The organism is Hungatella effluvii (assembly GCF_003201875.1).
GTDB lineage: Bacteria > Bacillota > Clostridia > Lachnospirales > Lachnospiraceae > Hungatella > Hungatella effluvii.
Genome location: NZ_QJKD01000006.1, coordinates 146,902 through 169,106 on the forward strand (window position 1 = coordinate 146,902; position 22,205 = coordinate 169,106).

Annotated in this window: 21 protein-coding genes and 1 riboswitch; of the genes, 1 reads left to right on the top strand and 20 read right to left on the bottom strand. The window is 50.4% G+C overall.

All coding sequences use genetic code 11. The features are described from left to right. Positions 1-6: 6 nt before the first annotated feature. The 10 genes from DFR60_RS13060 to DFR60_RS13105 form a co-directional block, all read right to left on the bottom strand. On the bottom strand, positions 7-513 hold the full coding sequence (locus DFR60_RS13060; protein ID WP_110323281.1) for a hypothetical protein: 507 nt from the start codon (positions 511-513) through the stop codon (positions 7-9). After that, positions 494-1,435, bottom strand: a complete 942-nt coding sequence (locus DFR60_RS13065; protein ID WP_110323282.1) for a TIGR03943 family putative permease subunit — start codon at positions 1,433-1,435, stop codon at positions 494-496. The genes DFR60_RS13060 and DFR60_RS13065 overlap by 20 nt, the downstream gene beginning before the upstream one ends. Next, positions 1,432-3,000 (bottom strand): permease, encoded by a 1,569-nt coding sequence (locus tag DFR60_RS13070; protein WP_110323283.1) that lies wholly within the window; start codon positions 2,998-3,000, stop codon positions 1,432-1,434. The genes DFR60_RS13065 and DFR60_RS13070 overlap by 4 nt, the downstream gene beginning before the upstream one ends. A gap of 1 nt (position 3,001) precedes the next feature. Further along, positions 3,002-3,979 (bottom strand): CobW family GTP-binding protein, encoded by a 978-nt coding sequence (locus DFR60_RS13075; protein WP_110323284.1) that lies wholly within the window; start codon positions 3,977-3,979, stop codon positions 3,002-3,004. Between the two features lie 46 nt (positions 3,980-4,025). Next, positions 4,026-4,844, bottom strand: coding sequence for a metal ABC transporter permease (locus DFR60_RS13080; RefSeq protein ID WP_110323285.1), 819 nt, complete (start codon positions 4,842-4,844; stop codon positions 4,026-4,028). After that, the gene (locus DFR60_RS13085; protein WP_110323286.1) at positions 4,831-5,538 is read right to left on the bottom strand and encodes a metal ABC transporter ATP-binding protein; all 708 of its coding nucleotides are present in this window, start codon (positions 5,536-5,538) and stop codon (positions 4,831-4,833) included. The genes DFR60_RS13080 and DFR60_RS13085 overlap by 14 nt, the downstream gene beginning before the upstream one ends. A gap of 47 nt (positions 5,539-5,585) precedes the next feature. Then, positions 5,586-6,569: a metal ABC transporter substrate-binding protein gene (locus DFR60_RS13090; RefSeq protein WP_110323287.1), complete on the bottom strand. Its 984-nt coding sequence runs from the start codon at positions 6,567-6,569 to the stop codon at positions 5,586-5,588. Between the two features lie 150 nt (positions 6,570-6,719). Continuing rightward, positions 6,720-7,031 carry an AraC family transcriptional regulator gene (locus tag DFR60_RS13095; protein ID WP_110323288.1) on the bottom strand — a complete coding sequence of 104 codons (312 nt, stop codon included), beginning with the start codon at positions 7,029-7,031 and terminating at the stop codon, positions 6,720-6,722. A gap of 256 nt (positions 7,032-7,287) precedes the next feature. Beyond that, positions 7,288-7,887 (bottom strand): biotin transporter BioY, encoded by a 600-nt coding sequence (locus tag DFR60_RS13100; protein WP_002604127.1) that lies wholly within the window; start codon positions 7,885-7,887, stop codon positions 7,288-7,290. Between the two features lie 111 nt (positions 7,888-7,998). Next, a complete protein-coding gene (locus tag DFR60_RS13105; RefSeq protein ID WP_110323289.1) occupies positions 7,999-8,457 on the bottom strand; it encodes an Lrp/AsnC family transcriptional regulator in 459 nt (152 codons plus the stop codon). A gap of 186 nt (positions 8,458-8,643) precedes the next feature. On the opposite strand from DFR60_RS13105, the gene DFR60_RS13110 reads away from it, so the two are divergent. Beyond that, a complete protein-coding gene (locus tag DFR60_RS13110; RefSeq protein ID WP_110323454.1) occupies positions 8,644-9,975 on the top strand; it encodes an MATE family efflux transporter in 1,332 nt (443 codons plus the stop codon). A 133-nt stretch (positions 9,976-10,108) separates the two neighbouring features. On the opposite strand, the gene DFR60_RS13115 is transcribed toward DFR60_RS13110, so the two are convergent. From DFR60_RS13115 to hisZ, 10 genes are all read right to left on the bottom strand, one after another. Further along, the gene (locus DFR60_RS13115) at positions 10,109-12,658 is read right to left on the bottom strand and encodes a cation-translocating P-type ATPase (RefSeq protein WP_110323290.1); all 2,550 of its coding nucleotides are present in this window, start codon (positions 12,656-12,658) and stop codon (positions 10,109-10,111) included. 53 nt (positions 12,659-12,711) lie between these two features. Continuing rightward, positions 12,712-12,806, bottom strand: a riboswitch (NiCo riboswitch). A gap of 200 nt (positions 12,807-13,006) precedes the next feature. Continuing rightward, entirely contained in the window at positions 13,007-13,261 is a 255-nt protein-coding gene (locus tag DFR60_RS13120) for a TfoX/Sxy family protein (RefSeq protein ID WP_110323291.1), read from the bottom strand. A gap of 13 nt (positions 13,262-13,274) precedes the next feature. Beyond that, entirely contained in the window at positions 13,275-14,501 is a 1,227-nt protein-coding gene (pepT, locus tag DFR60_RS13125; protein ID WP_110323292.1) for a peptidase T, read from the bottom strand. Positions 14,502-14,652: 151 nt separating this feature from the next. Beyond that, on the bottom strand, positions 14,653-15,951 hold the full coding sequence (locus tag DFR60_RS13130) for a hypothetical protein (protein WP_110323293.1): 1,299 nt from the start codon (positions 15,949-15,951) through the stop codon (positions 14,653-14,655). 313 nt (positions 15,952-16,264) lie between these two features. Continuing rightward, positions 16,265-17,554, bottom strand: coding sequence for a bifunctional phosphoribosyl-AMP cyclohydrolase/phosphoribosyl-ATP diphosphatase HisIE (gene hisIE / locus DFR60_RS13135; RefSeq protein WP_110323455.1), 1,290 nt, complete (start codon positions 17,552-17,554; stop codon positions 16,265-16,267). A gap of 26 nt (positions 17,555-17,580) precedes the next feature. Continuing rightward, positions 17,581-18,297 (bottom strand): 1-(5-phosphoribosyl)-5-[(5-phosphoribosylamino)methylideneamino]imidazole-4-carboxamide isomerase, encoded by a 717-nt coding sequence (hisA, locus tag DFR60_RS13140; protein ID WP_110323294.1) that lies wholly within the window; start codon positions 18,295-18,297, stop codon positions 17,581-17,583. Positions 18,298-18,318: 21 nt separating this feature from the next. Continuing rightward, the gene (hisB, locus tag DFR60_RS13145) at positions 18,319-18,906 is read right to left on the bottom strand and encodes an imidazoleglycerol-phosphate dehydratase HisB (RefSeq protein ID WP_110323295.1); all 588 of its coding nucleotides are present in this window, start codon (positions 18,904-18,906) and stop codon (positions 18,319-18,321) included. A gap of 34 nt (positions 18,907-18,940) precedes the next feature. Next, positions 18,941-20,233, bottom strand: coding sequence for a histidinol dehydrogenase (gene hisD, locus DFR60_RS13150; RefSeq protein WP_110323296.1), 1,293 nt, complete (start codon positions 20,231-20,233; stop codon positions 18,941-18,943). Positions 20,234-20,267: 34 nt separating this feature from the next. Continuing rightward, positions 20,268-20,915, bottom strand: coding sequence for an ATP phosphoribosyltransferase (gene hisG, locus DFR60_RS13155; RefSeq protein WP_110323297.1), 648 nt, complete (start codon positions 20,913-20,915; stop codon positions 20,268-20,270). Between the two features lie 8 nt (positions 20,916-20,923). Further along, positions 20,924-22,186, bottom strand: coding sequence for an ATP phosphoribosyltransferase regulatory subunit (hisZ, locus tag DFR60_RS13160; protein ID WP_110323298.1), 1,263 nt, complete (start codon positions 22,184-22,186; stop codon positions 20,924-20,926). Positions 22,187-22,205 lie beyond the last annotated feature (19 nt).

The following is a 22,205-nucleotide window of genomic DNA, read 5'->3' on the forward strand; positions in this document are numbered from 1 at the left end:
ATTCAATTACAGTATACACTGCTCATTAGAAATGTCAAGTGTACCAGATGTCAATCGCGAAAATTTCCTTTTGTTGTTCTGCTCTTCCGCAATGCATTCCTGTATGATCGTATTCTGGCTTTCTATTCTTTCTTTCAGGGAACAGCGCAGGAGATGGTTATTCTGTAGAGCAGCGGACACCTCCTCACGGGCATCCGTTTTGTCTGTCGAGCAAACCAACTGATCGGATATGGGACGGACTGGTTTGTCAAGGCTGGAAAGTGTCGTATGGAAAAGCTTAATATTACGTTCAATCACCATGAGTTCGCAGTTCATAGCCATTCTTCTGCTTTCTGCTTCTGCTTTTCGCGAACGGGTATCTATGAACTGGCGGTCAGACGGCTGAGCTACCGGCACCTCTCCGATCAGCTTCTGAAGCTCGGTGATCCGCCGATTCTGAACAGCGCGCCGCTGCCCCGGTGGGCGCCCCGAAATCCAGCCGCGGTTCTGAGGGCTAAAAGTATGGATAGACATACTCTGTTGCCGGCTTCTCCGCTTTGTCAATACTCTGTGCTTTCAGCATCAGGGTCTGGCCGTCCGCGCTGGCTTCGAGCGTTCCTTTTACGACCACCCAGTCGTCCTCCTTAAAATCCAAAATTCCGCTGCAGTCTACCAGGAAGCCGATCGGTGATAAATCTGCCGCGCAGCACCACATAGACAGGCGAACCAAAGCGAAATCACTGATTTTTTCTATCTCAGGGTCTTTATATATAAATCCTTTCATCACAACGGTGTAGCCCTCATACTTTTCGTAGAAGGAACTCAGCTCATACATCCAGGTATAGTAATCTTCGTCTGCGATTGTGATGGTTTTTGTATCCTCGTCCAAACCGTTTAAGTCGTACCAGGGACTTTCGTCTTCGCTGGCGGTTATTTCATCGGCTGCTTCATCAGCGATTCCTTCCGTGATTCCCTCCGGGGATCCTGTGTTTTTTGTGGCTGTTCTGTTTTCAGACGGTGTATCGGTTTCTAAAGCTTCCTGGCTGTCTGCCATGAAATCCTTTTTTTCACTTGGCGTCGTCTTATTTCCTCTGGCAGACAGAATCCCGCTGCCATTTCCTGCTGCCAGCGAGATCCCGGAACCGTCGTAATTTTGAATCATACTGCTTCCTCCTGGTGCAGCAGGACGGACGGCGAGCAGCAGAATCGGTATAATAAAAACGAAGGAGCGTGACAGGTTTGCCTTGTACTGCGGTGTCAGCAGGTTCCTTCCCTCCAATACAGTCCAGAGAAGCATCAGAGCCGACATTCCGTAGAGGTACGGCTTCATTCTCGGCGTCACATAGTTCAGATACTCGCCCGAGTATGTCAAACGAAAAAGCAGATATCCAAAAATCAGATAGCAGCAGCATTCCGTCAGCACCTGGAGATTCCAGCCTTTTCCTTTCAGCATCATATCCATATACCTCCGCTTCCACACAGCATAAACAGTGCGACTACAATGAAACAGACAAGAAACACGGTCACGGCCAGCCGGACCACAAACTTTGACCGAAAGCCTGACAGCAGCATGGCAGCATTCTTAATATCCATCATCGGTCCGAATACCAGGAATCCGATCAGTGGCCCGGCGGGGAGGCTTCCTGCCATACTTCTCGCCACCACCGCGTCGGAGGATGAGCAGAGGGACAGAATAAAGGCCAGCCCCATCATCAGAAGAAGGGCTTTCCACGGGGCAGACCCGCTTCCGGCCAATACGGCAGAAGGAATGAGGTCCTGAAACAGCGTTGATACAAAAATACCGGTGAGAAGATATTTTCCCACGGCAAAGAACTCGTTCTGCGCATGGCGGATCATCATGGAAAAACGGGCCGCCCGGGTGTTTTCATTACCGGTGGGAAGACTGTAATCTCCACAGCCGGATTGTACCGGCACGGCTTCCTCCAGCAGATAATCCCCCGGTGTCCGGATCAGATAGGTCAGTCCGCAGATCACCGCGCACAGAATCCCCAGACCGCAGCGGACCGCAATCATCCGGTAATTGCCGTTAAAGGCATACCAGGTGGAGAGAATTACCACAGGATTAATAACCGGGGATACCAGCATAAAGGTTACCGCAGCAGGCAGAGGGACGCCTTTCTTAACCAGACTTTTAAAGACCGGGATGGAGGCGCAGTCGCAGACTGGCAGGCAGAAGCCAGCCAGAATCGCAAACAACTGGCCTGTCAGAACTTTTTCAGGGAACCTTCTCTGAATCCAGTCCGGTGGTATATAAACCTGGATGGCGGAGGAAAGCAGGACTCCGATTGCCAGAAACGGGGCTGCCTGTAAAAATACTCCGAGAAATATGCTGGCATAACGCCCAACAGGAACCCCGAAATCTCCGAGCAGGTTAAACGCAAACAGATAAGCCAATGCAGCAGTCAGAACAATCAGGAACCAGTGTCCTGGCTGTGCGTTGAAGTGAAACATTTCACGGATAAATCTCTCCCATTTCCGCTCGGAAAACACCCGGATATCCGGATTGCAGTTATAAAGGAGTCTGGCGTCTGTTTTGCCATGTAAGTGTTTTGTGGCTCTGATGTAAGCGCAGTCACTTCCTGCAATCTGCGAGAATGCCGCGGCTCCGGCATCGGGAATCCTGTACTGCAGTCCGGTCTCATCCGCCATATAGATTACTTTTTCCACGCTCACCATCGGTGCGGCTGAAAACTGGAGCAGCATTTCCTCCAGTTTGTGGAAGTGCTCCATCCCGTTCCATTCTACCAGCATCAAATCCGGATTGTGCTGTTCTAAATACTCCAGAATCCGGTCGGTAATACTCATGGGTAACTGCTCCAGCCGGCTCTTGGAGAACACCAGTTTTTGAATCTGTCTGTCGTTTCGGAGCGCCTCTTCCCCGGACTCGAACTGGATAACCAGTACGTTCAGTTCCTGCAGCTCCTCTTCCATCAACTTGTTAATCAGTGTTGTTTTTCCCGAATCCAATAATCCGGTTATGACCCATGCGGGTGTCCTCATATCACAATTCCTCGCTGAATAATGTCCTGATCTGCTGCTCGTCAAGCCCTGTTCCAATAAAACAAAGCTGGTTTCCTTCTATATTTGCAGGCACTATCTCCAGACTGCCCGGCATAAAATGAAAGATCAGACTATGAGGATAACTTTTTACAATTCCCTTTCCCCTCAGAATCTCTCCATCCGCCTGCTTTACGACATGCAGCACCTTTTTTCGAAGCTGTTCTTCTGAAAGCGGCTCCGCACACTCCAGCGTTACTGCCGAAAAGACCTCTCTGGCAAAATGACGGTAAAGAATCCCTTTTTTCTTTATACTGTCCTTCCGGTATCCCGTTCTGATCCGAACCGGCTTCATGGATACCGTCTGCTCCATACCCAGCTTAAACAGGGCAATATTTCGTGGTCCATACTGGAAGACAGGGCGGGGAATGGAATCCCAGAAGTCCGCTTCAATTCTGGCTTGTGGATTGATATCCAAAATACTTTTTTTTACCCGTCCGATTTCTTTCTGACACTCCTCCTGGTGACTCAGCAGGATTAGATCTGCATAGGATATCTGGTCCTTAAAAAACTCTCCATAGTTTTTTAAATACTTATCAAAGAAACGGATATCCACTACGGTAATCGTTCGTTGAAGGTGAAGATTCCCCTTATCCTCCTGCTTTAAGCATAGTCTGGCGATGTCAGAAAGCTTCCCCACGCCGGAAGGTTCCACCACAATGGCGTCCGGCGCATAATCCTTCTGAATCCGTTCCAAGGCTTTTTCAAAGTCGCCGGTCAGGCTGCAGCAGATACAGCCTGCGTTCAAGCTGGTGACAGTCAGGCTGCATTCCCTGAGCAGCCCCGCGTCAATCCCCGCCTCTCCGAAATCATTTTCAATGACAACGATCTTCTTATCCCAGAATACAGAACGTACCATGGTTTTAATTAATGTTGTCTTACCCGCGCCTAAAAAGCCGGATATAATATAAATATCTGTCATTTACTCTCCTTTTCCGCCAGCCTTCCTATCGCGGCAGGCCGGCTTTCTATTTCAGCTGACATCCAATTCTCCTGAACAGCCTTTTTCCTGCAAATACCAGAAGCAGGAATATGACACCAACTAAGACAATGGTTCCTCCCGGTTTTAATCCCAGATAGTAAGCGGCAAACAGTCCGGTAACCATAAAGATCACATCGAGTCCCACCGCCCATAAAACGGTCTGCCGATAATTTTTACCGAACTGCATGGCGCAGGCCACTGGAACTACCATCATGGAGGACACAATCAATGCCCCCACGGTTCTGGCTGCGACGGAAACCGTCACTGCGATCAGGAAGGTGAACAGAAAATTTACCGTCCGCACCGGCACGCCGGCCAGCCTGGCACTCTGTTCATCCAGGGACACGTAGAATAATTCTTTATACAGCAGCAGGAACATCAGAAGCACTACGGCGCTGACTGCCACCACGAGATGCAGCTCCATATCACTGATTGCCACGATGCTGCCAAACAGAAAGCTGTTGAAGTTTGCCGCATTCTTTACAAATCCGGACAGGACGCCAGCCAGCCCCACTCCTGCGGACATGATGATGGCAATGGACATCTCGGAATAACGCGGCAGCTTCCTGCGGATCAGTTCAATTCCAAGGGAGGCGGTGATACAGGCAATCGCTGCAGCCGCCACCGGATTTATGCCCAGAATCAGCCCGGCTGCAACTCCGGCCAGAGAAGTATGGGACAACGCATCACCAATCATGGACAGGCGTTTAAACACAATGACAATTCCAATACAGGGAATAACGGCCGCAAGAAGGATTCCGACAACAAAGGCACGCTGCATAAAACCGTAATTAAAGATCTCCATGAGCGCATTCCCCCTCTCCGGCCCGAATCAGTTCCAAGTCCCCATCCTTCAAAAGCCAGATATCATCCGCAAAGGCTTCCAACCGTTTCCGGTCATGGGTAACCATCAGCACCGTTACCCCCTGTTCCAGGTTAATCCTCTTTACCAGCCGGTAAAAATCCTCCGTGCTCTGTTCATCCATCCCCGTTGCCGGCTCATCCAAAATCAACAGCCTGGGTTGACTCACCAGCGCCCTTGCCAGAAGGACTTTCTGCTGCTGGCCGCCGGACAGCCGTCCAATCAACTGCTTTGCATAATCTTTCATCCCAACCTGGAGCAGTGCCTGGCGGACCTGGCCTTTTTCTCTTTTTCCGGCAAAACGAAAGAGTCCGATCTGGGCATATAGGTTTGCCTGGACGATCTCCTCCACAGAGGCCGGGAAATTCTGACAGGACGCCATGCCGCTCTGGGGGACATAGCTTAAGCTCTTCCAGTTTTTAAACTGCCGGATATCGCGTTCGAAAATAGAGATTCTCCCATTTTTTTCACTGGGGGATAGTTCCCCCAGCAAAAGCTTTAACAGAGTGCTTTTACCCGCTCCGTTTTGCCCCAGCAGAACCGCAAAGCGGCTCTCGGGAACCGTAAAATCAATTTGTTTCAGGATCTGAGTGCTTCCATAAGAGAAGTTCAGTCCTCTGACTGCAATGGCCTCCATCCCGTTATACTCCTTGTCTGTCTTTTGTCATTTTTATTCAGCCTCTCTTATTTCAGCGCTGCCTCCAGCTGTTTTAAGTTCTCCTCCATCACCGAGAAGTAGTCGGCGCCGCTTTCCAGTTCCTCATCGCTTAAACCTTCCAGCGGATTTAACACCTGTACTGACGAACCGGTTTCCTTTGCGATGGTTTCGGCAACCTTTGGGCTTACCAGCTCTTCGAAAAAGATAACCCTGACATGATTGGCTCTTACAAAATCGATAATCTCCGCCATTCTTGCAGGGGAGGGCTCAGAATCCGGGGACAGTCCCTCGATTCCCACCTGATTGAGACCGTAGGCGTCACAGAGATAGCCGAAGGCTTCATGGGAAACCACAATATCCTTGTTCGGCAGGGAAGACAGGGTATCTTTAAATTTCTGATTTAAGTCAGCGAACCTGGAGGCGTACAATTCGTAGTTGGCTTCATAGTAATCCCTGTTGTCAGGATCTGCTTTTATGTAGGCATTCTTGATATTTTCCATCTCTTTTTCCGCATTCAGAGGGCTGAGCCATACATGGGGATCATACTGCCCCTCTTCTTCCGGTTCCCCGGCGCCTTCCTCCTCCTCATGGCTGTGGCTGTGGCCGTCTCTAAGCGCCACCCCCTTGGAGGCCTCCACCGATATCAGGTCTTTGTTATCTAAGCTGGCCAGCACATCGTCCACCCAGTGCTCCATTCCGGCTCCACTGTATATGAACAGATCGGCTTCTTCCAGATTCCGGATATCGGCAGCAGCCGGTTCCCAGTCATGGGGTTCTGTGCCGGATGGAACCAGGGTAATCACTTCCGCCTTGTCGCCGCCGATTTTAGCTGCAAAGTCGTACATGGGATAAAAGCTGGCCATGACCTTCAGCATTTTTTTGCTCTCCATGGCATCTGCTTTGGCTGCCGGGTTCGGCGCAGCGGCTCTTGTGCAGCCGGAAAGCATGGCAGCGGAAACAAGCGCTGTCATAGCCAGCGCACTCAGAGTCTTAATAGAATAAAATTTCATAAAATAAATCCTCCAGATTGTGTTTTTTAGTCATTCAGCCCTTCGGGCAGAGAAAAAGGGTACACAAAAACAAGGCAGATTTCATGACAGACGTATCCTGCCAAGCCATACACAAAAAGTGAACGGCTAACTGCCTTGTGCGAGGATGATTCAATTATCTAAACGGATTTTTAAGCTGACCAAAGAAACCGGGCACAGAAAGAGTCCGGTCTGACAGAATGATAAGATTTTTGAAATGACAAGATATGCAAAGATGACAACTGCTCCTGTTCCAACTGCTTTTGACAACAGCTGTATTGTACATACGCAGGCTTCGATCTCCGCGCAGACAAGGCAGTCTTCACCCGTACAGTCATGCTCAGCATGTGTGACGATAAAAAGACCGGAGAGAAGCAGCACTATGGTCACAAGAAACGCAGCAAGAAATGCATAGAGTCGTTTGTTTTTCTTAAAATAGTTCACTTCCTCTCCTCCTTTCCGTCATACTGGTATTTCAATCCAGCATTTTTACATTATATTATAACAACAGTTATGACATTGTCAAGGAATCATTTTCGCTTCCGCTGCTAATAGGGATACACATAATCAGCCACACAGCAGGTCATGGTAAGGCGGGCGGCCGCGAATTAAACGGCGGGTGAAACCGGCAGCAGGCGGGATTTAAACGCATGAAATAGAAAAACGGACTCCGAAGAGTCCGCTGTTTGTAATCCTGATTCTATGACAGCATCTGCGACACCACCGGACGCAGCCTTGCAGCCAGCATAATGGCAAGAATGCACAGCAGGCCATCCGGAAACATGGTAGGCAGACAATAGACTGCGAAAATCGCCGCCCAGCCTACGGTGTTCGGTGTAACGACTATAAAATGCGTAATAAAGTAAAAATATAAGATTCCCGTTCCATAATAAATGACATAACCGATCGCCGCCGCAAGGATCCAGGTCCTGATCTTCGACGAATGCAGGATCTCACATACCTTTCCCATCGCATAGGCCGCAAAGGCAAAGCCCAGCAGAAAGCCGAAGGTCGGCCGAATTAAATAGGCAGGGCCGCCGCCGCGCGCAAAAACCGGAAATCCTACCAATCCAATGACCAGATATGTTGTGACACTGTAAAATGCCCGCTTCGATCCCAGCAGAAGTCCTGCCAGAAGCACGAAAAGCCATTGAAGTGTGAAATTCATCGTATCCACGCCAACCGGAATTACAATCTTTAAAAAGGCGCCTACCGCGATTAACGAGGCAAAAAGGCCACAAATCGCCATATCCTTTGTCAGTTCTCTTCTTTGAGCTATCACTCCATTTTTCTCTCTCATCTGTATCCTCACCTTTCTGTCTCAACTTTCGCAAGTGCTCATGATGATTGTACACTTATTTTATAATTTTTACAATCTTTTTTTAGACGGCCCGCGGTGTGAAGCGTAGTGTCACAGCCGCAGCCCCTTGATATCCTTGATCCGGGACAGAATCATGTTGCAGCTGCTGCTGAGCACTCCGGGAAGCGGGTCTATCACTTCATCGATCAGCTGTTCCATCTCCTCTCCCGACGCGGCGACCGCGTGGACATGCAGCTTGTTCTTTCCGGTGACACGGTAGATCTGGGTGATGGTCTCGTTCCGGCGCAGTGTCTCTGTTACCTGGGCCAGTGTGTCCGGGCTTGTCTCAATCTCAAAGTAGCAGGATACGGCTCCGCTGATCTTCTGGGGATTGATAATGGTGGTATACTCTTCGATGACGCCCCGTTTTTCCAGCGACTGGACCCGCATCTTGACGGCCACCCGTGAGATACCGACCAGACTGCCTATTTCCGAATAGGACATGCGGGCATTTTTAATCAACAACTGTACAATCTTCTGATCCAATTCATCCAGGCCTTCAAGAAACATGTTATCTCCTTCTTTTATGATCGTTTTTCACAATCATAGATACAATCATTTCACCAGTTACTCTCCTGATATTATAAAATCATTTGCTGCAAAAGGCAATCTATTAATTGACACGCGCTCTTTTAACCGATATAATAATTACGAAACGTAAGTTTTAAATTACATATAGAAAGGTATTGTGCGATGATGAAAGGCGATTTAACACAGGGGCCGGTGATGAAAACCATGCTTCTCTTTGCGGTTCCCATGATTTTAGGCAATCTTTTACAGCAGTGCTATAATGTGGCGGATACTCTCATTGTGGGCCGTTTCCTCGGGCCGGACGCACTGGCTGCGGTGGGATCCGCATTTACCCTGATGACTTTTCTGACCTCTATTCTGCTGGGGCTCTGTATGGGAAGCAGCGCCGTCTTTTCGATCCGGTTTGGGCAGAAGGATTTTGATGGGCTGAAAGAAAGTATCTTTACCTCCTTCCTTCTCATTGCGGTAATCAGTATCCTCCTGAATCTGCTGGCCTTTTGGAGTACGGACCTGATCCTTGTGTTTTTAAGAGTGCCGGAGGAAATACGGGGGATGATGCGGGAGTACCTGATCGTCATTTTCTGCGGTATCATGGCTGTGTTTCTCTATAACTATTTTTCCTGTCTCCTGCGAGCCATTGGTAATTCCGTCACGCCTTTGCTGTTTTTAGCTGTTTCCGCTGTGCTGAATATCGCTCTGGACCTCTGGTTTGTGCTGGGACTTCACCGCGGTGTCGCCGGTGCCGCCGAAGCCACCGTAATCTCCCAGTACGTTTCGGGAATTGGAATTGCCGTCTATTCCTGGTTTTCCTGTCCATGGCTGCGTATCGGGAAAGAACACATGAGAGTCCGCCGCTCCTGTTTAAAAGAGATTGCCGGATTTTCCGTACTGACGTGTGTCCAGCAGTCCGTCATGAATCTCGGCATCCTGATGGTACAGGGTCTTGTCAACAGCTTTGGTACAACGGTGATGGCGGCATTTGCAGTCGCCGTGAAGATAGATTCCTTTGCCTATATGCCGGTACAGGACTTTGGCAACGCCTTCTCCTCCTTTATTGCCCAGAATTTTGGCGCAGGAAGGAAGGACCGGATTCAGACCGGATTTAAGGGAGCGGTCCTCGTCTCCTTTCTGTTCTGCCTTGCGATTTCCGCGATTATCTGGATCTTTGCGCGTCCGCTGATGCTTCTGTTTGTCAGTGAACGGGAGACGGCTATTATTGCGGAAGGAATGCGTTATCTTCATATTGAGGGGGCTTTTTACTGCGGAATTGGCTGTCTGTTTCTGCTCTATGGACTTTACCGTGCGCTGGGAAAGCCAGGCATGTCCGTGGTGCTCACGGGCATCTCGCTGGGAACCCGCGTCCTGCTTGCCTATGTTCTGTCTTCCATTCCGGCAGTCGGTGTGGTTGGAATCTGGTGGTCGGTGCCCATTGGGTGGTTTCTGGCGGACGCGGTTGGGTTGGGATACTTTATCCGGTACAGACGGCGGCTCCTATAAAAGTGCCGGCCAGGACGTTATAGAAAGGGCATTATAGGTATTACGTGCATTACGGGTATTATGGGCATTATAAAAAGATGAAGTATGGATCACAGGGTCCGGACTTCATCTTTTTATTTTATGCTTTGGACGTTCACATTTCTTTGTATTTTCGATTCCTTACTGCTTTTACAGGCTCATACCAGAGTACAGAAACCGCAGCAATACAGAGTGCTGTAAAGAATTGAAACAGGGATAAGGGCGCCAGCTTCAAAAATGAATGGAACGGGCTGTAAAGGCTGACTCCCAGAAGAAGCAACGTCATAAATGCGGCCAGACGCATGACGCGGTCCCGCGCCAGTTTCTTCGCGGAGCACCAGGCGCAGTCGCACTCGGAAGCATTGACCAGCACAAGGAACAGATTGCCCAGGATCACGATGGAAAGCCCCATGGAGCGCGCCTGCGGGGCAGATTCCCTCTGACTGAGCGTCAGGTAATAGCTTCCGAAGGAGGTGCCGAAAAGGACGAGCCCCTGCACAATACTTTTCGTCAGAGAGGAAAGGCGCAGCAGCTTTTCCGATCGTTTCCGCGGCGGTCTGCACATGACGCACGATTCTGCGGGCTGCCGCTCCAGGATCACGGAGCAGGTCGGATCAATCATCAGTTCCATTAATACGATGTGTACAGGCAGAAACATGAGCGCAGAAGGTGCGATCCCCAGCATGGAGGCCGACAGGGAGGCCAGGGCAATGGGGATATGGATGGTGAAGATATATCCTACCGCTTTTCGGATATTGTCGTAGATCCGCCTCCCATCCCGCACGGTCTCGACAATGGTGTGAAAGTTATCATCCATCAGGATTAAGTCTGCGGCCTCCCTGGATACCTCACTTCCCCGTTTTCCCATAGCGATTCCAATGTCCGCATATTTCAGCGCAGGCGCATCATTGACTCCGTCCCCGGTCATGGCGACGATCTCCCCGCTATCCTTCAGAGCCTTGACAATCCGCATTTTGTGCTCGGGAATGACCCGCGCGAAGATCGATACCGACTTTACGGTCTGCAGCAGCTCTTCCTCCGTCATGCGGTCCAGCATCTCACCGGTGACACTGCCGCTCTCCCAGTCGATGCCGGTCTGTGCGGCGATGGCCGCCGCAGTTAAGCCGCTGTCTCCGGTGATCATGACGATACGGATACCTGCCCTACGGCAGAGGGCAATATCTTCCCTTATGCCTTCCCTTGGGGGATCATAAAGACCTGCAAGCCCGGAAAACAGGAGGCCGCACCCGGCCAGAGAGTCGGGGACCTTTTCATCCTGCGGCAGGGCGGCAGACGCCATGGCGATGACGCGGAGTCCTTCTCCGGACAGCTCCGCGACCTTCTCTTCCACTGCCTTCCGCTCATCTTCAGAGAGGGAACAGAGTTCGAGAATGGCTTCCGGAGACCCCTTGGCAGCCACGAGGCGTTCCCCATCCAGCTCCCAGACATGCCCCATTCGCCTGGATTCATTGGTAAATGCATACTCCTGAATAAGCGTGCCGCGAAAGAGATCATCCTTTGTAACTCCAGATTTTTCACAGTATTCCAGCATGGCTTTCTCCATGGGATCATAGGCCTCGGTCTCACAGGCCAGCCCCATAAGGAATACCAGCCCGCTGTCTTTGGCGGCCTCGGGCCACAACGTTTTCACTTCCATATGGTTCTTCGTGATGGTTCCGGTCTTATCCACACAGAGGACAGAGACGGCTCCCAGTGTCTCGACTGACGGCAGATGACGCACCAGAGAGTGCTTCTTAGCCAGCCGCCATGCCCCCATGGAGAGAAAGACGGTGAGAACTACAGGAAATTCCTCCGGTATCATGGCCATGGCCAGGGTGACTCCCGACAAAATGCTCTTGATCAGGCGTTCCTGGAAGGGATAACCGGCCAGATTGATGTAAGTGAAGACGCTGACGAGGAGAAACAACAGCGCTGCGATTCCCGCGCAGACGGTGACCAGGTTCTTCGTCTGCTTCTGAAGCGGAGTCATCACCTTTTCCGCTTCCAGAACGTGACTTCCCGCCTTTCCGTATTCCGTGGCGGCGCCTGTCTTTTCCACCAGAACATAAGCATTTCCCTGCACGGCCAGGGTGCCCGCGTAGCAGAAATCGTGTTTCCAGTAGCCTTCGCTGCTCTCCGGTTCCGGGGACGGATCGGGATCCGACGACCGGGCATGCTTCCAGACACGGATCGGTTCACCGGTAAGCGTTGATTCATCGACACAGAAATCGCTGCTGGATATGATGGAGCCGTCGGCAGGAATCTTGATGCCCTCGCAGAGCGCCATGATATCCCCGGGTACCAGCTCCGCGCTGGCAATCTCCTGTCTGATACCGTCGCGGATCACCGTTACACGCGGAGCCGACAAATCCTTGAGCGCACGCAGCGTGCGGTCGGTCTTCCATTCCTGGGCCACATCGATGGTGATCATACAGGTGACAAACAGGAGCATCACTGCTCCATCCCGTGGCTCTCCTAAGATGAAGTAGATCACCGAGGCGATCATCAGAAGGAGAAACATGGGCTCTGCCATGACGTGGAGTGCTTTCTTAAAAAAACTTACTTTCTTTTGTGGAGTCAGTTCATTTCTTCCGTACTTTTCGAGAAGCTTTTGTGCCCCGGCGGTTGTCAGACCTTCCGGCATCCCATTGTTCCAAGTCTCCATAAGGAACCTCCCATGATAGATTACGACAAAAAAAGCGCACCTGTGGAACATACTACTGTCCCACAGATGCGCCTGATACCCATCTGCTGCCGTCTCGACGGCCCGGCTTCATGTCATTTACAGACATTGCCTGCTCAGTTTGTACTGTTGATCCCGCATCCTTTCAGATGGAATGCAGTGCAAAGAGATTATCTGATGTTATCTTATGATGGAGGTGAGAAAGATGTGACAAAGGATTTGTCAAGAGGATCGAATGCAGGATTACAATAAAAAACGACAGAGGATACCGCACAACGCGGTACACTCTGTCGTTCTTTATAAATTTCAGAAAAACCAGGCAGCCCGATTCTAACGAAACGAATTATAAAAGTCTTTCAAATCTGCCTTTGTTTCCGGATCAAGCTCCGTTTTCTTTATGCCGAGTATGGCACCCTCCAGCGAATAGAGACGATGAATGCAGGCGGAGTCATCGATGGCCTTGATACGCAGCCAGGCCTGACGGCTTCCAAGCTCCTTAAGTTCTTCATAAGTCGTGATACCGACCTGATTTAACTGTTCCTCCACTACTTTGCCGATATTCGGCAGTTTCGCCAGTTCTCCCATAAAGATTCCTCCTTTAGCGTTCTGCGAATTTTTCTACAATCTTTAACAGAAGCTCAACCACTTTTTCCATGGACTGTACCGGAATAAACTCATACTTACCGTGGAAATTATAGCCTCCGGTGCAGAGATTCGGACATGGAAGACCCATGTAGGAAAGACGGGCGCCGTCGGTGCCTCCGCGAATCGGAGTTACGATCGGTTCGATGCCGATCTCTTCCATCGCCGCTTTGGCAATGTCGATCAGATAGATATTCGGCTCGATGATTTCTTTCATGTTGCGGTAGCTTTCCTTGAGTTCCAGATTCACAGTGCCTTTTCCGTACCTGTCATTTAAGTAGGCGGCAACACGTGTGATAAACTCTTTCTTCTCCGCAAACTTTTTCTCGTCAAAATCGCGGATGATGTAGTCTAAATGAGCCTCTTCCACACTTCCGCGCATGGAGTCCAGATGGAAAAATCCTTCATAGCCTTCTGTATACATGGGATTTTCAAAGACCGGAAGCATGTTGTGGAACTCCATGGACATGAGTATCGCATTCCTCATCTTTCCTTTGGAGGAACCTGGATGAATGCTGGAACCGTGGATATCCACCTTTGCGGAGGCTGCATTGAAGTTCTCATATTCCAATTCGCCTAATCCTCCGCCATCCACGGTATAGGCGGCGTCTGCGGCGAATCCTGCCACATCGAATAAATCTGCTCCGTGTCCCACTTCCTCATCCGGTGTGAAGCCAATGCGGATCGTTCCGTGGGGAATCTCCGGGTGAGCCAAAAGATATTCTGCCATGGTCATGATCTCTGCGACACCGGCCTTGTCATCCGCGCCAAGCAGTGTGGTGCCGTCCGTGGTGACAATATCCTGTCCCTTATACTTTAACAGATCCGGGAAATCGGCTGCCTTCATGGTGAGACCGGTCTCCTGATTCATCAGGATGTCTCCGCCGTCATACTGTTTTACAATCTGCGGGTGTACATTGGCGCCGGAGTAAGCCGGAGCCGTATCCATATGAGCGATAAAGCCGATTACCGGAACCTTCTTGTCCATGGTGGCCGGTATGGTGGCATATACGTATGAGTTCTGATCCACGCGCACGTCCTGTGCATGCATGGCGCGCAGTTCTTCCGCCAGAACCTCCGCTAAGACACGCTGGCTTTCCGTGCTCGGAAATTCTTCCACATCTTCCTTCGATTCGGTATCGTAGGAAACATATTTTAAAAAGTGATTTAAAACTTCTGACATGATTCATGTCCTCCTTTGAGCTATAGATCTCTGTATCGTTGTGATAAGTATCTGACGGTTTCTGTTCCTTCAGACCTTCTTCTCTCAATTTTCTAATTATAACATAAACACGAACAGGGTGAAAGCCCCTATTATGTGTTTCCTGGCCTGACTAATCCCGCCTGCTGTCCGCTAATTCTGCCCTCACAGCTTCCGGAAATACGTAGTCCCATGAAAGCTGCAAAGCAGGGTTATCCAGCATGTCGCGATAGGGGGCAATTTCATTTTCCCACTGTTCCTTCGTACAGGGACCACCGTCCATCGTATAGGTATTCTTGTCAGGGTCGCCGTCCACCGCAAATTCCACGAGGAAATCACGGGATTCGGAATCGATAAGGAAACCATCAAAATCCAGTCTTCGATAGTAATAGCAGTCGTAGCTGAGACCGGTTGCCTTATAACCGATCATTCCGCCGTCCTTCAATGGGGTCAAAGGCATGGCATATCTGTCAGAACTTCGGAGCAGGGCGAGCTTTCCGCTGCGGCACGTATAGATATTATAGAAATAACCGCCCACGATATGCAGCTCCGGGACCCCGTCTCCATTGCAGTCTCCGAAGGCATAAACGGCATTCCCATCTCCCATTGGATAGTCGGCCGTAGCCGTAAGGGAATACATGGTATCATCCCTTAAAAGTTCGCGGTACAGGCTGACTGCGGTCTCAGGAGAAGTCTGCTGGGAATTGATTTCGTCTTCGCTGGCTGCCGCTGTCTCAGGGCTTACTACTGCCTTTTCATATAAGTCAGCCAGCTCCTCCGGCGTATAGACGAATTCGATCACATCTGTCATAAGGATTTGATCCCTGAGACGGTCGTAGCGATAGCAGACTCCATCTATAAGAATACCTTCCGTCAGCGTCTGCTCCAGTATGTCAGTCTCTCCTATGATGATGGGAGGAACGCAGTAATCTTCCTCCAAGCTGGTATAATAAATAAAGTGACTGGTGAAAAAATAATTGCTCTCCATGCGACCGGTCTCACCATAAAGAACCAGTCGGTACCGGCATATTTTCCCCCCTTTATCCGTATAACGGGTAATGGTTCCGCCCTCTGTGCTGAGACCTACTAAATCTCTTGTACTGCCTTTGATATTGATGACAAACGAATCGGTTGGCTCATCGTAATAGACGCTGGATCGGTATTGGCTCATAAAGGTGCTGATCTGTGCGGCAATCTTGCCGCAGGTATCGGGAATGGAGGGCTGGTTGGCTGATGACGACTCTGATGGCTCAAATGTTTCAGATGGTTCCGATGTCGCTGAATCGTTTGTGGTCACGGGCATGGTGGCAGACATGCTTTCTGTCTGTAAAGTTTCCTCTCCCATGCCCGGAGCCTGTCTGCACGATATAAGTAAGATGGAGATCAACGGAAACAGAAAACAGGCCAGTGCATACTTTCTTCTTCGTGACATTTTATTCTCACCTGCTCTTTCTGCATTTTGCTTTTTCTGCATTTATAGGGAATAGAGCTGACTTTGTATATTGATACGATATGATATAGCGAAACAATATCATATACAGCAACAGTATCATATACAGTAACAGTATCATACCCCACATAAAAAGTCACTGTTTACATGAACAGATTTTATCTTTGCAGCCCTCATTTTTCACCACAAAAAATCCTTTAAAAGAAAATAGCATTTATCTTCTCTCAAAGGATTTTTCTATACAGATTAACATAAAATTATTATGTCAACTCATCGCCTCTATCTTATTTCTTACTTACCTGTTTGCCAGTTCCCGCGTAATATCTTCCCAGGTTACACCCTTATCCGCCATCAATACCATCATGTGGTACAGGAAGTCGGAAATCTCATACTTCACTTCCTCCGGATCAGGATTTTTAGCCGCAATCACAATCTCTGTCGCTTCCTCGCCCAGCTTCTTCAGGATCTTATCGATTCCCTTGTCAAACAGATAATTGGTATAGGAACCCTCCTTCGGATTCTCCTTGCGGTCGAGAATAATGGCGAAAACGTCTTCAAATACCTTTAAAGGATTCGTCTCCTGATACTCCTTCTTTACCAACGTCTGGAAGAAGCAGCTGCGCGCTCCCGTATGGCAGGCCGCGCCGATCTGATTGACCTTTGCCAACAGGGTATCGTTGTCGCAGTCTAAGGAGAGAGACTTCACATACTGGTAATGGCCGGAGGTCTCACCCTTCAGCCAGAGACTCTGGCGGCTTCTGCTGAAATACGTCATGAGGCCGCTGTGAAGCGTCGCCTCAAAGGCTTCCTGATTCATATAGGCCATCATAAGAACCTCGGAGGTCCGGTAATCCTGGACGATCACGGGGATCAGTCCGTCGGAGTTCAGCTTAAAGTCTTCCCACGCCACCGCGCTTTGAAAGGTATCAACTGCAATGCCGTTCTTCTTTAACTGCTGCTTTAACTCCATGCAGGAAGGTGATTTTCCGGTCATGGAACCGATGACACCAGATACACGGCCAGAAGCCAACATAGAGGAAAATACAGCCGCATCAGGACAATCAGATGAGAGGATAAACGTCTCTTCCTTCTCCTCCAGCCGCGCGGTCTCCGCTTCCGACGGACAGGCACATCCGAGAATCATGACGGAAGCGCCAAGCTGGCTGTATTCCGCAGTCCGTTCCAGCCAGGTGAAATCCGGCAGCCAGGCGTAGATCTTATCATCACCGAAACGGTCGGAGGCCTCCTTCATCAAGTCTACATTTTCATCTACATCTACATTGAGAAATACGGCCTTTGCGCCTGCGTAGAGGTATTTCTTCACATCCTCCAGACGTCTGACGCGGCCTCCGGTTATAATGGGGACATCGGCCGTTCTGGCGATTTCCTTGATTAATCCGATGGAACGCTCGTGATCCTCATCCGTTTCGGACAGATCATAGAGGAACAGTTCATCGGCGCCGCTGTCACCGTAATACCGGGAAAGCGCGAGGACATCATTCTCACAGCAGTCTGCACCCCACAGTGCGGCCGCCTTTCCCTCGCGGATACCGAATCCCGGAATCACCTTTTTATATTCGTTCATAACATCATTCTCCTTCCGCACCGCTGTCATTCGAATGTTTCCACCGCTTTTTTTAGATTGATTCTGTTTTCATACAGAGCTTTTCCAATAATTGCTCCCTTTACACCAGCCTCATGAAGGCGTCTCAAATCGTCCATGGAAGACATTCCTCCGGAAGCGATGATGTCCATGCCGGTTGCCTCTGTCAGGGCCTTTGTGGCCTCCACATTGGGGCCTGTGAGCATGCCGTCTCTGGAAATATCGGTATAAACCACATGGCGGACGCCGTATTCCTTCATCTGACCGCATAGATCCGACGCCGATATTTCACTGACCTTCTCCCAGCCTTCAATGGCTACCAGCCCATTTTTCGCGTCCACACCCGCAACGATCCGGTCTGCGCCGAAATGGGTAACCGCGTCGCGAAGGAAAAGGGGATTTTGGACCGCCTTTGTCCCGATGATTACGCGGCTGACGCCCAAATTCAGCATACGCTCGATGGCCTCCTCCGTCCGGATTCCGCCGCCGATCTCAATCGGCTTGGAGAAGGCTGCGACGATCCGTCTGATGGCGTCTTCATTGACCGAATAGCCTGCCAGCGCGCCATCTAAATCCACCAGATGCAGGAATGTGGCCCCCTGTGATTCCCAGTATGCCGCCACCTTCTCCGGAGAATCGGAATAAACGGTGATCTCTTTGAATTTTCCCTGTCTTAAGCGGACACACTGTCCGTTTTTCATGTCAATAGCCGGATATAACTGCATAATATTCTCCTTCTTCCCGGTTTACAGTGTCCCTTTTGTCGACAACACATCCATGATTCTCGGGTCCGTCTGTGTGGCCTCGTCGAGAGCCTTGGCAAATGCCTTGAAGATGCCCTCAATGATATGATGGTTATTCTCCCCGGACAGCTTTCTGATATGAAGATTCATTTCCGCCGCATAGGAAACGGCGTAGAAGAACTCCTTTACCATCTCGGTCTCAAGCTGCCCGACTCTCTCGGCTGTAAAGGCCGCGTCGAAAACGAAGTAGGGGCGGCCCGATAAATCGATGGCACAGAGAATCAGGGACTCATCCATGGGAAGAATCATGTTTCCGTACCGTTTTAACGATTTTTTGTCTCCAACTGCCTCCTTAATGGCGGCGCCCAGCACGATTCCGGTATCCTCGATCGTATGGTGGGTATCTACCTCTAAATCTCCCTTCACTTCCACTTCCAGATCAAACAGGCCGTGGCGTGCGAAGCTGTTCAGCATATGATCAAAGAAACCGATCCCTGTCCGGACTGCGGCTTTGCCCGTTCCATCCAGGTTCAGCTTCAGGCGGATATCCGTCTCGTTTGTCACTCTCGCTATTTCCGCTGTTCTTCCCATATCCAGTCCTCCCTTGTCTCAATATCCTGTATGATTACTTTTCAAATCTGACCCTGACAGAATTGGCGTGTGCGGTCAGCTGCTCCGCCTCCGCAAACGCCTCGATATCCTCATGAATGGCCTCCAGAGCATCTTTGGAATAGTAAATGATGCTGGATTTCTTCACGAAGTCATCTACGTTCAGCGGGGAGAAGAACTTTGCCGTTCCGTTAGTCGGAAGCACGTGGTTCGGGCCTGCGAAGTAGTCGCCAAGAGGCTCAGAACTGTATTCCCCTATGAAGATGGCTCCCGCATTTTTCACACGAGTCATGTCTTCAAATGGATTCTTCGTCACGATCTCCAAATGCTCCGGAGCGATCTCATTGACCGTTTCCAGGGCGTCCGCCATGGAGTCTGCTACCAGGATGTAGCCATAATTATCCAGCGATTTCTGAATGATCTCTGAGCGGGAAAGCTCCTTTGTGAACTGCTTCGCCTCTTCCGATACCTTCTTTGCCAGATCCATGCTGGTGGTAACCAGAATGGCAGAGGCCAGTTCATCGTGTTCCGCCTGAGATAAGAGATCCGCCGCTACAAAACGGGGATTGGCACTTTCATCGGCCAGGACCAGAATTTCGCTGGGACCGGCGATGCTGTCGATGCTGACATGGCCGTATACCGCCTTCTTGGCCAGCGCCACGAAGATATTGCCCGGGCCTACGATCTTATTGACGCGCGGGATGGATTCGGTACCAAACGCCAGTGCCGCGATGGCCTGGGCGCCGCCCACTTTATAGACCTCGGTCGCCCCTGCAAGATGCGCCGCGGTGAGGGTCACGGGATTGACCTTTCCGTCTCTGCCCGGAGGGGTTACCATGACGATCTTCTCGACTCCGGCCACTTCGGCGGGAATGATGTTCATGAGAACGGAGGACGGATAAGCAGCCTTGCCGCCGGGAACATAGACGCCGACACTGGAAAGCGCTGTGATCTTCTGGCCCAGTATCGTTCCATCCGGCTTGCTGTCAAACCAGCTGTACGTCTTCTGCTTCTCGTGGAAAGCCCGGATATTCTTCATGGAGCGCTTCATGACCTCCAAAAGTCCCGGTTCCACCTCTCTCATGGCCTCTTCAATCTCCTCTTTTGTCACCCGGATGGTGGAGGCATCTATCACGGCATGGTCAAACTGCTCTGTATAGGAAAATACGGCCGCGTCGCGGTCACGTTTTACCGTGTCCACGATCTCCTGGACCGTATCTGAATAAGCGGTATAATTGTTCGGATCACGCTTTAATAAGTCTGCGAGAATATCCTTTTTGGAATTTTCGTCTAATGCAACAATTCTCATTTGTTTTCCTCCTTGTAGTGAGCGTTTTAAAACATCAGCCCATCGACTGCATTAAATTTCTCAAATCATGGATCAGACGGGTAATCCGGTCGTTTTCCCGCTTCATGCTGACCTGGTTGACTACCATGCGGGCAGACAGCGGACAGATCTCTTCCAGCACAGTCAGGCCGTTTTCCTTAAGCGTCGTGCCCGTCTCCACAATGTCCACGATGACCTCGGAGAGGCCAACGATGGGGGCAAGCTCAATGGAGCCGTTCAGCTTGATAATCTCCACGGTCTGGTGCTTTTTATTGTAAAAGTAATCCTTTGCAATGGCCGGATATTTGGTGGCCACACGGATTCTCTCGTGATGCTTTAACAGCTCGTCCGCCTCTTTCGGTCCGCAGACACACATACGGCAGTTACCCAGCCCTAAGTTCATCACCTCATAGAGCTTCCGGCCCTCTTCCAGGATGGTGTCCTTTCCGACCACGCCGATATCGGCGGCGCCGTACTCCACGTAGGTCGGCACATCGCTTGCCTTGGCCAGGAAGAAACGCATCCCCAGCTCCTCGTTTGTAAAGATCAGCTTCCGGGAACTCTTATCCCGCATCTCTTCACACGTAATTCCGATTTTTTCCAGCAGATCCAGCGACTGTTCTGCCAGACGGCCCTTTGCCAGAGCAAATGTCAAATATCTCATGTCATCCCTCATTTTAAGTATTCGGACAGCGGTATCTCATCCATCCGGTCTAAGTTCAAGTTCACAATCTTTACGGAAAAGCCCTTCTCATCTAAGTACAGCAGGTTCGTAATGGTGGTGCGCCCCGCATAGGCTTTATACGCCTCCAGCGTCTTGTCCGCCTTCTTAAGCTGAAGCTGCACTGGCATGGAGGTATCGCGGAAATGCTTCGCAAGCTGGATCGCCTGCTCTCTGGATTCCGGCTCGAAGAGAATCATGGTATTGACCACCCGGACCGGTGTATCGATCTTCTGTCTGGATAAAGCCAGCATCAGATCATCGACGGAGATTCCGAAGCCTACGGCCGGCGCATCCTTTCCGAACTGGACTAGAAGCTTGTCGTACCGCCCGCCGTTTACGATGTAATCTCCGGTTCCGTAAGTATAGGCCTTGAAAATGATTCCGGTGTAATACTGGTACTGGCTCAGCATTCCAAGGTCATACGAAACGTATTCCGACAAATCGTAATATTCCAGAATCCGGTTCACCTCTTCCAGACGGTCGATCGCCCGTAAGGCCCGCGGGTTTTTCGTAAACTCTCTGGCGGCCTGGATCTCTTCCAGAGAACCGAACAGTTCAGGAAGCTTTAGAAATGCATCCTTTAATTCCTGCGGAATGGGCTGTTCCATCACCAGCTCCTCCACGCCGAAGTAATTCTTGTTCTCGATCAGCTCACGAAGCTTCTCCTCCATCTCCTCGTCCATGCCGGCTTCCTCTAGAAGGCCGCGGAAGAAATCAACTTCTCCCAGCTCCACCTGGAATTCCGTGAGGCCAGCTGCCTTCAGGGCCCGGATGACCATAGCGAGAATCTCCGCATCCGCGTCGGACGAGTCGTCACCGATCAGTTCCACACCGGTCTGGGCCGCTTCCTTGAGCCGTCCCTGGTAGCTGGTGTTATTGATAAAGGTCCGCTCCAAATAGCAGAGCCGCAAAGGCATATCCTCTTCTGTAAAATACTTCGTCACACATCTGGCGATCGCCGGCGTCTCATCGGGCCGGAGCACCAGGGTATGGTTATCCCTGTCGAAAAACTTAAACATCTCTTTTGCTTTTACGCTACCCCGGGATTCATGAAAGATATCAAAGAATTCAAAGGTCGGCGTTTCAATATCCTGATATCCGTACAGATGGAATATCTCTAAGATCCTGTTCTGAATGGCTGCCTTTCGGGTGCATTCCACTCCGTAGATGTCCCGGACGCCATCCGGTGTATGTAATAATTTGTTTGCCATAGCTTCCTCCGAACGTTGC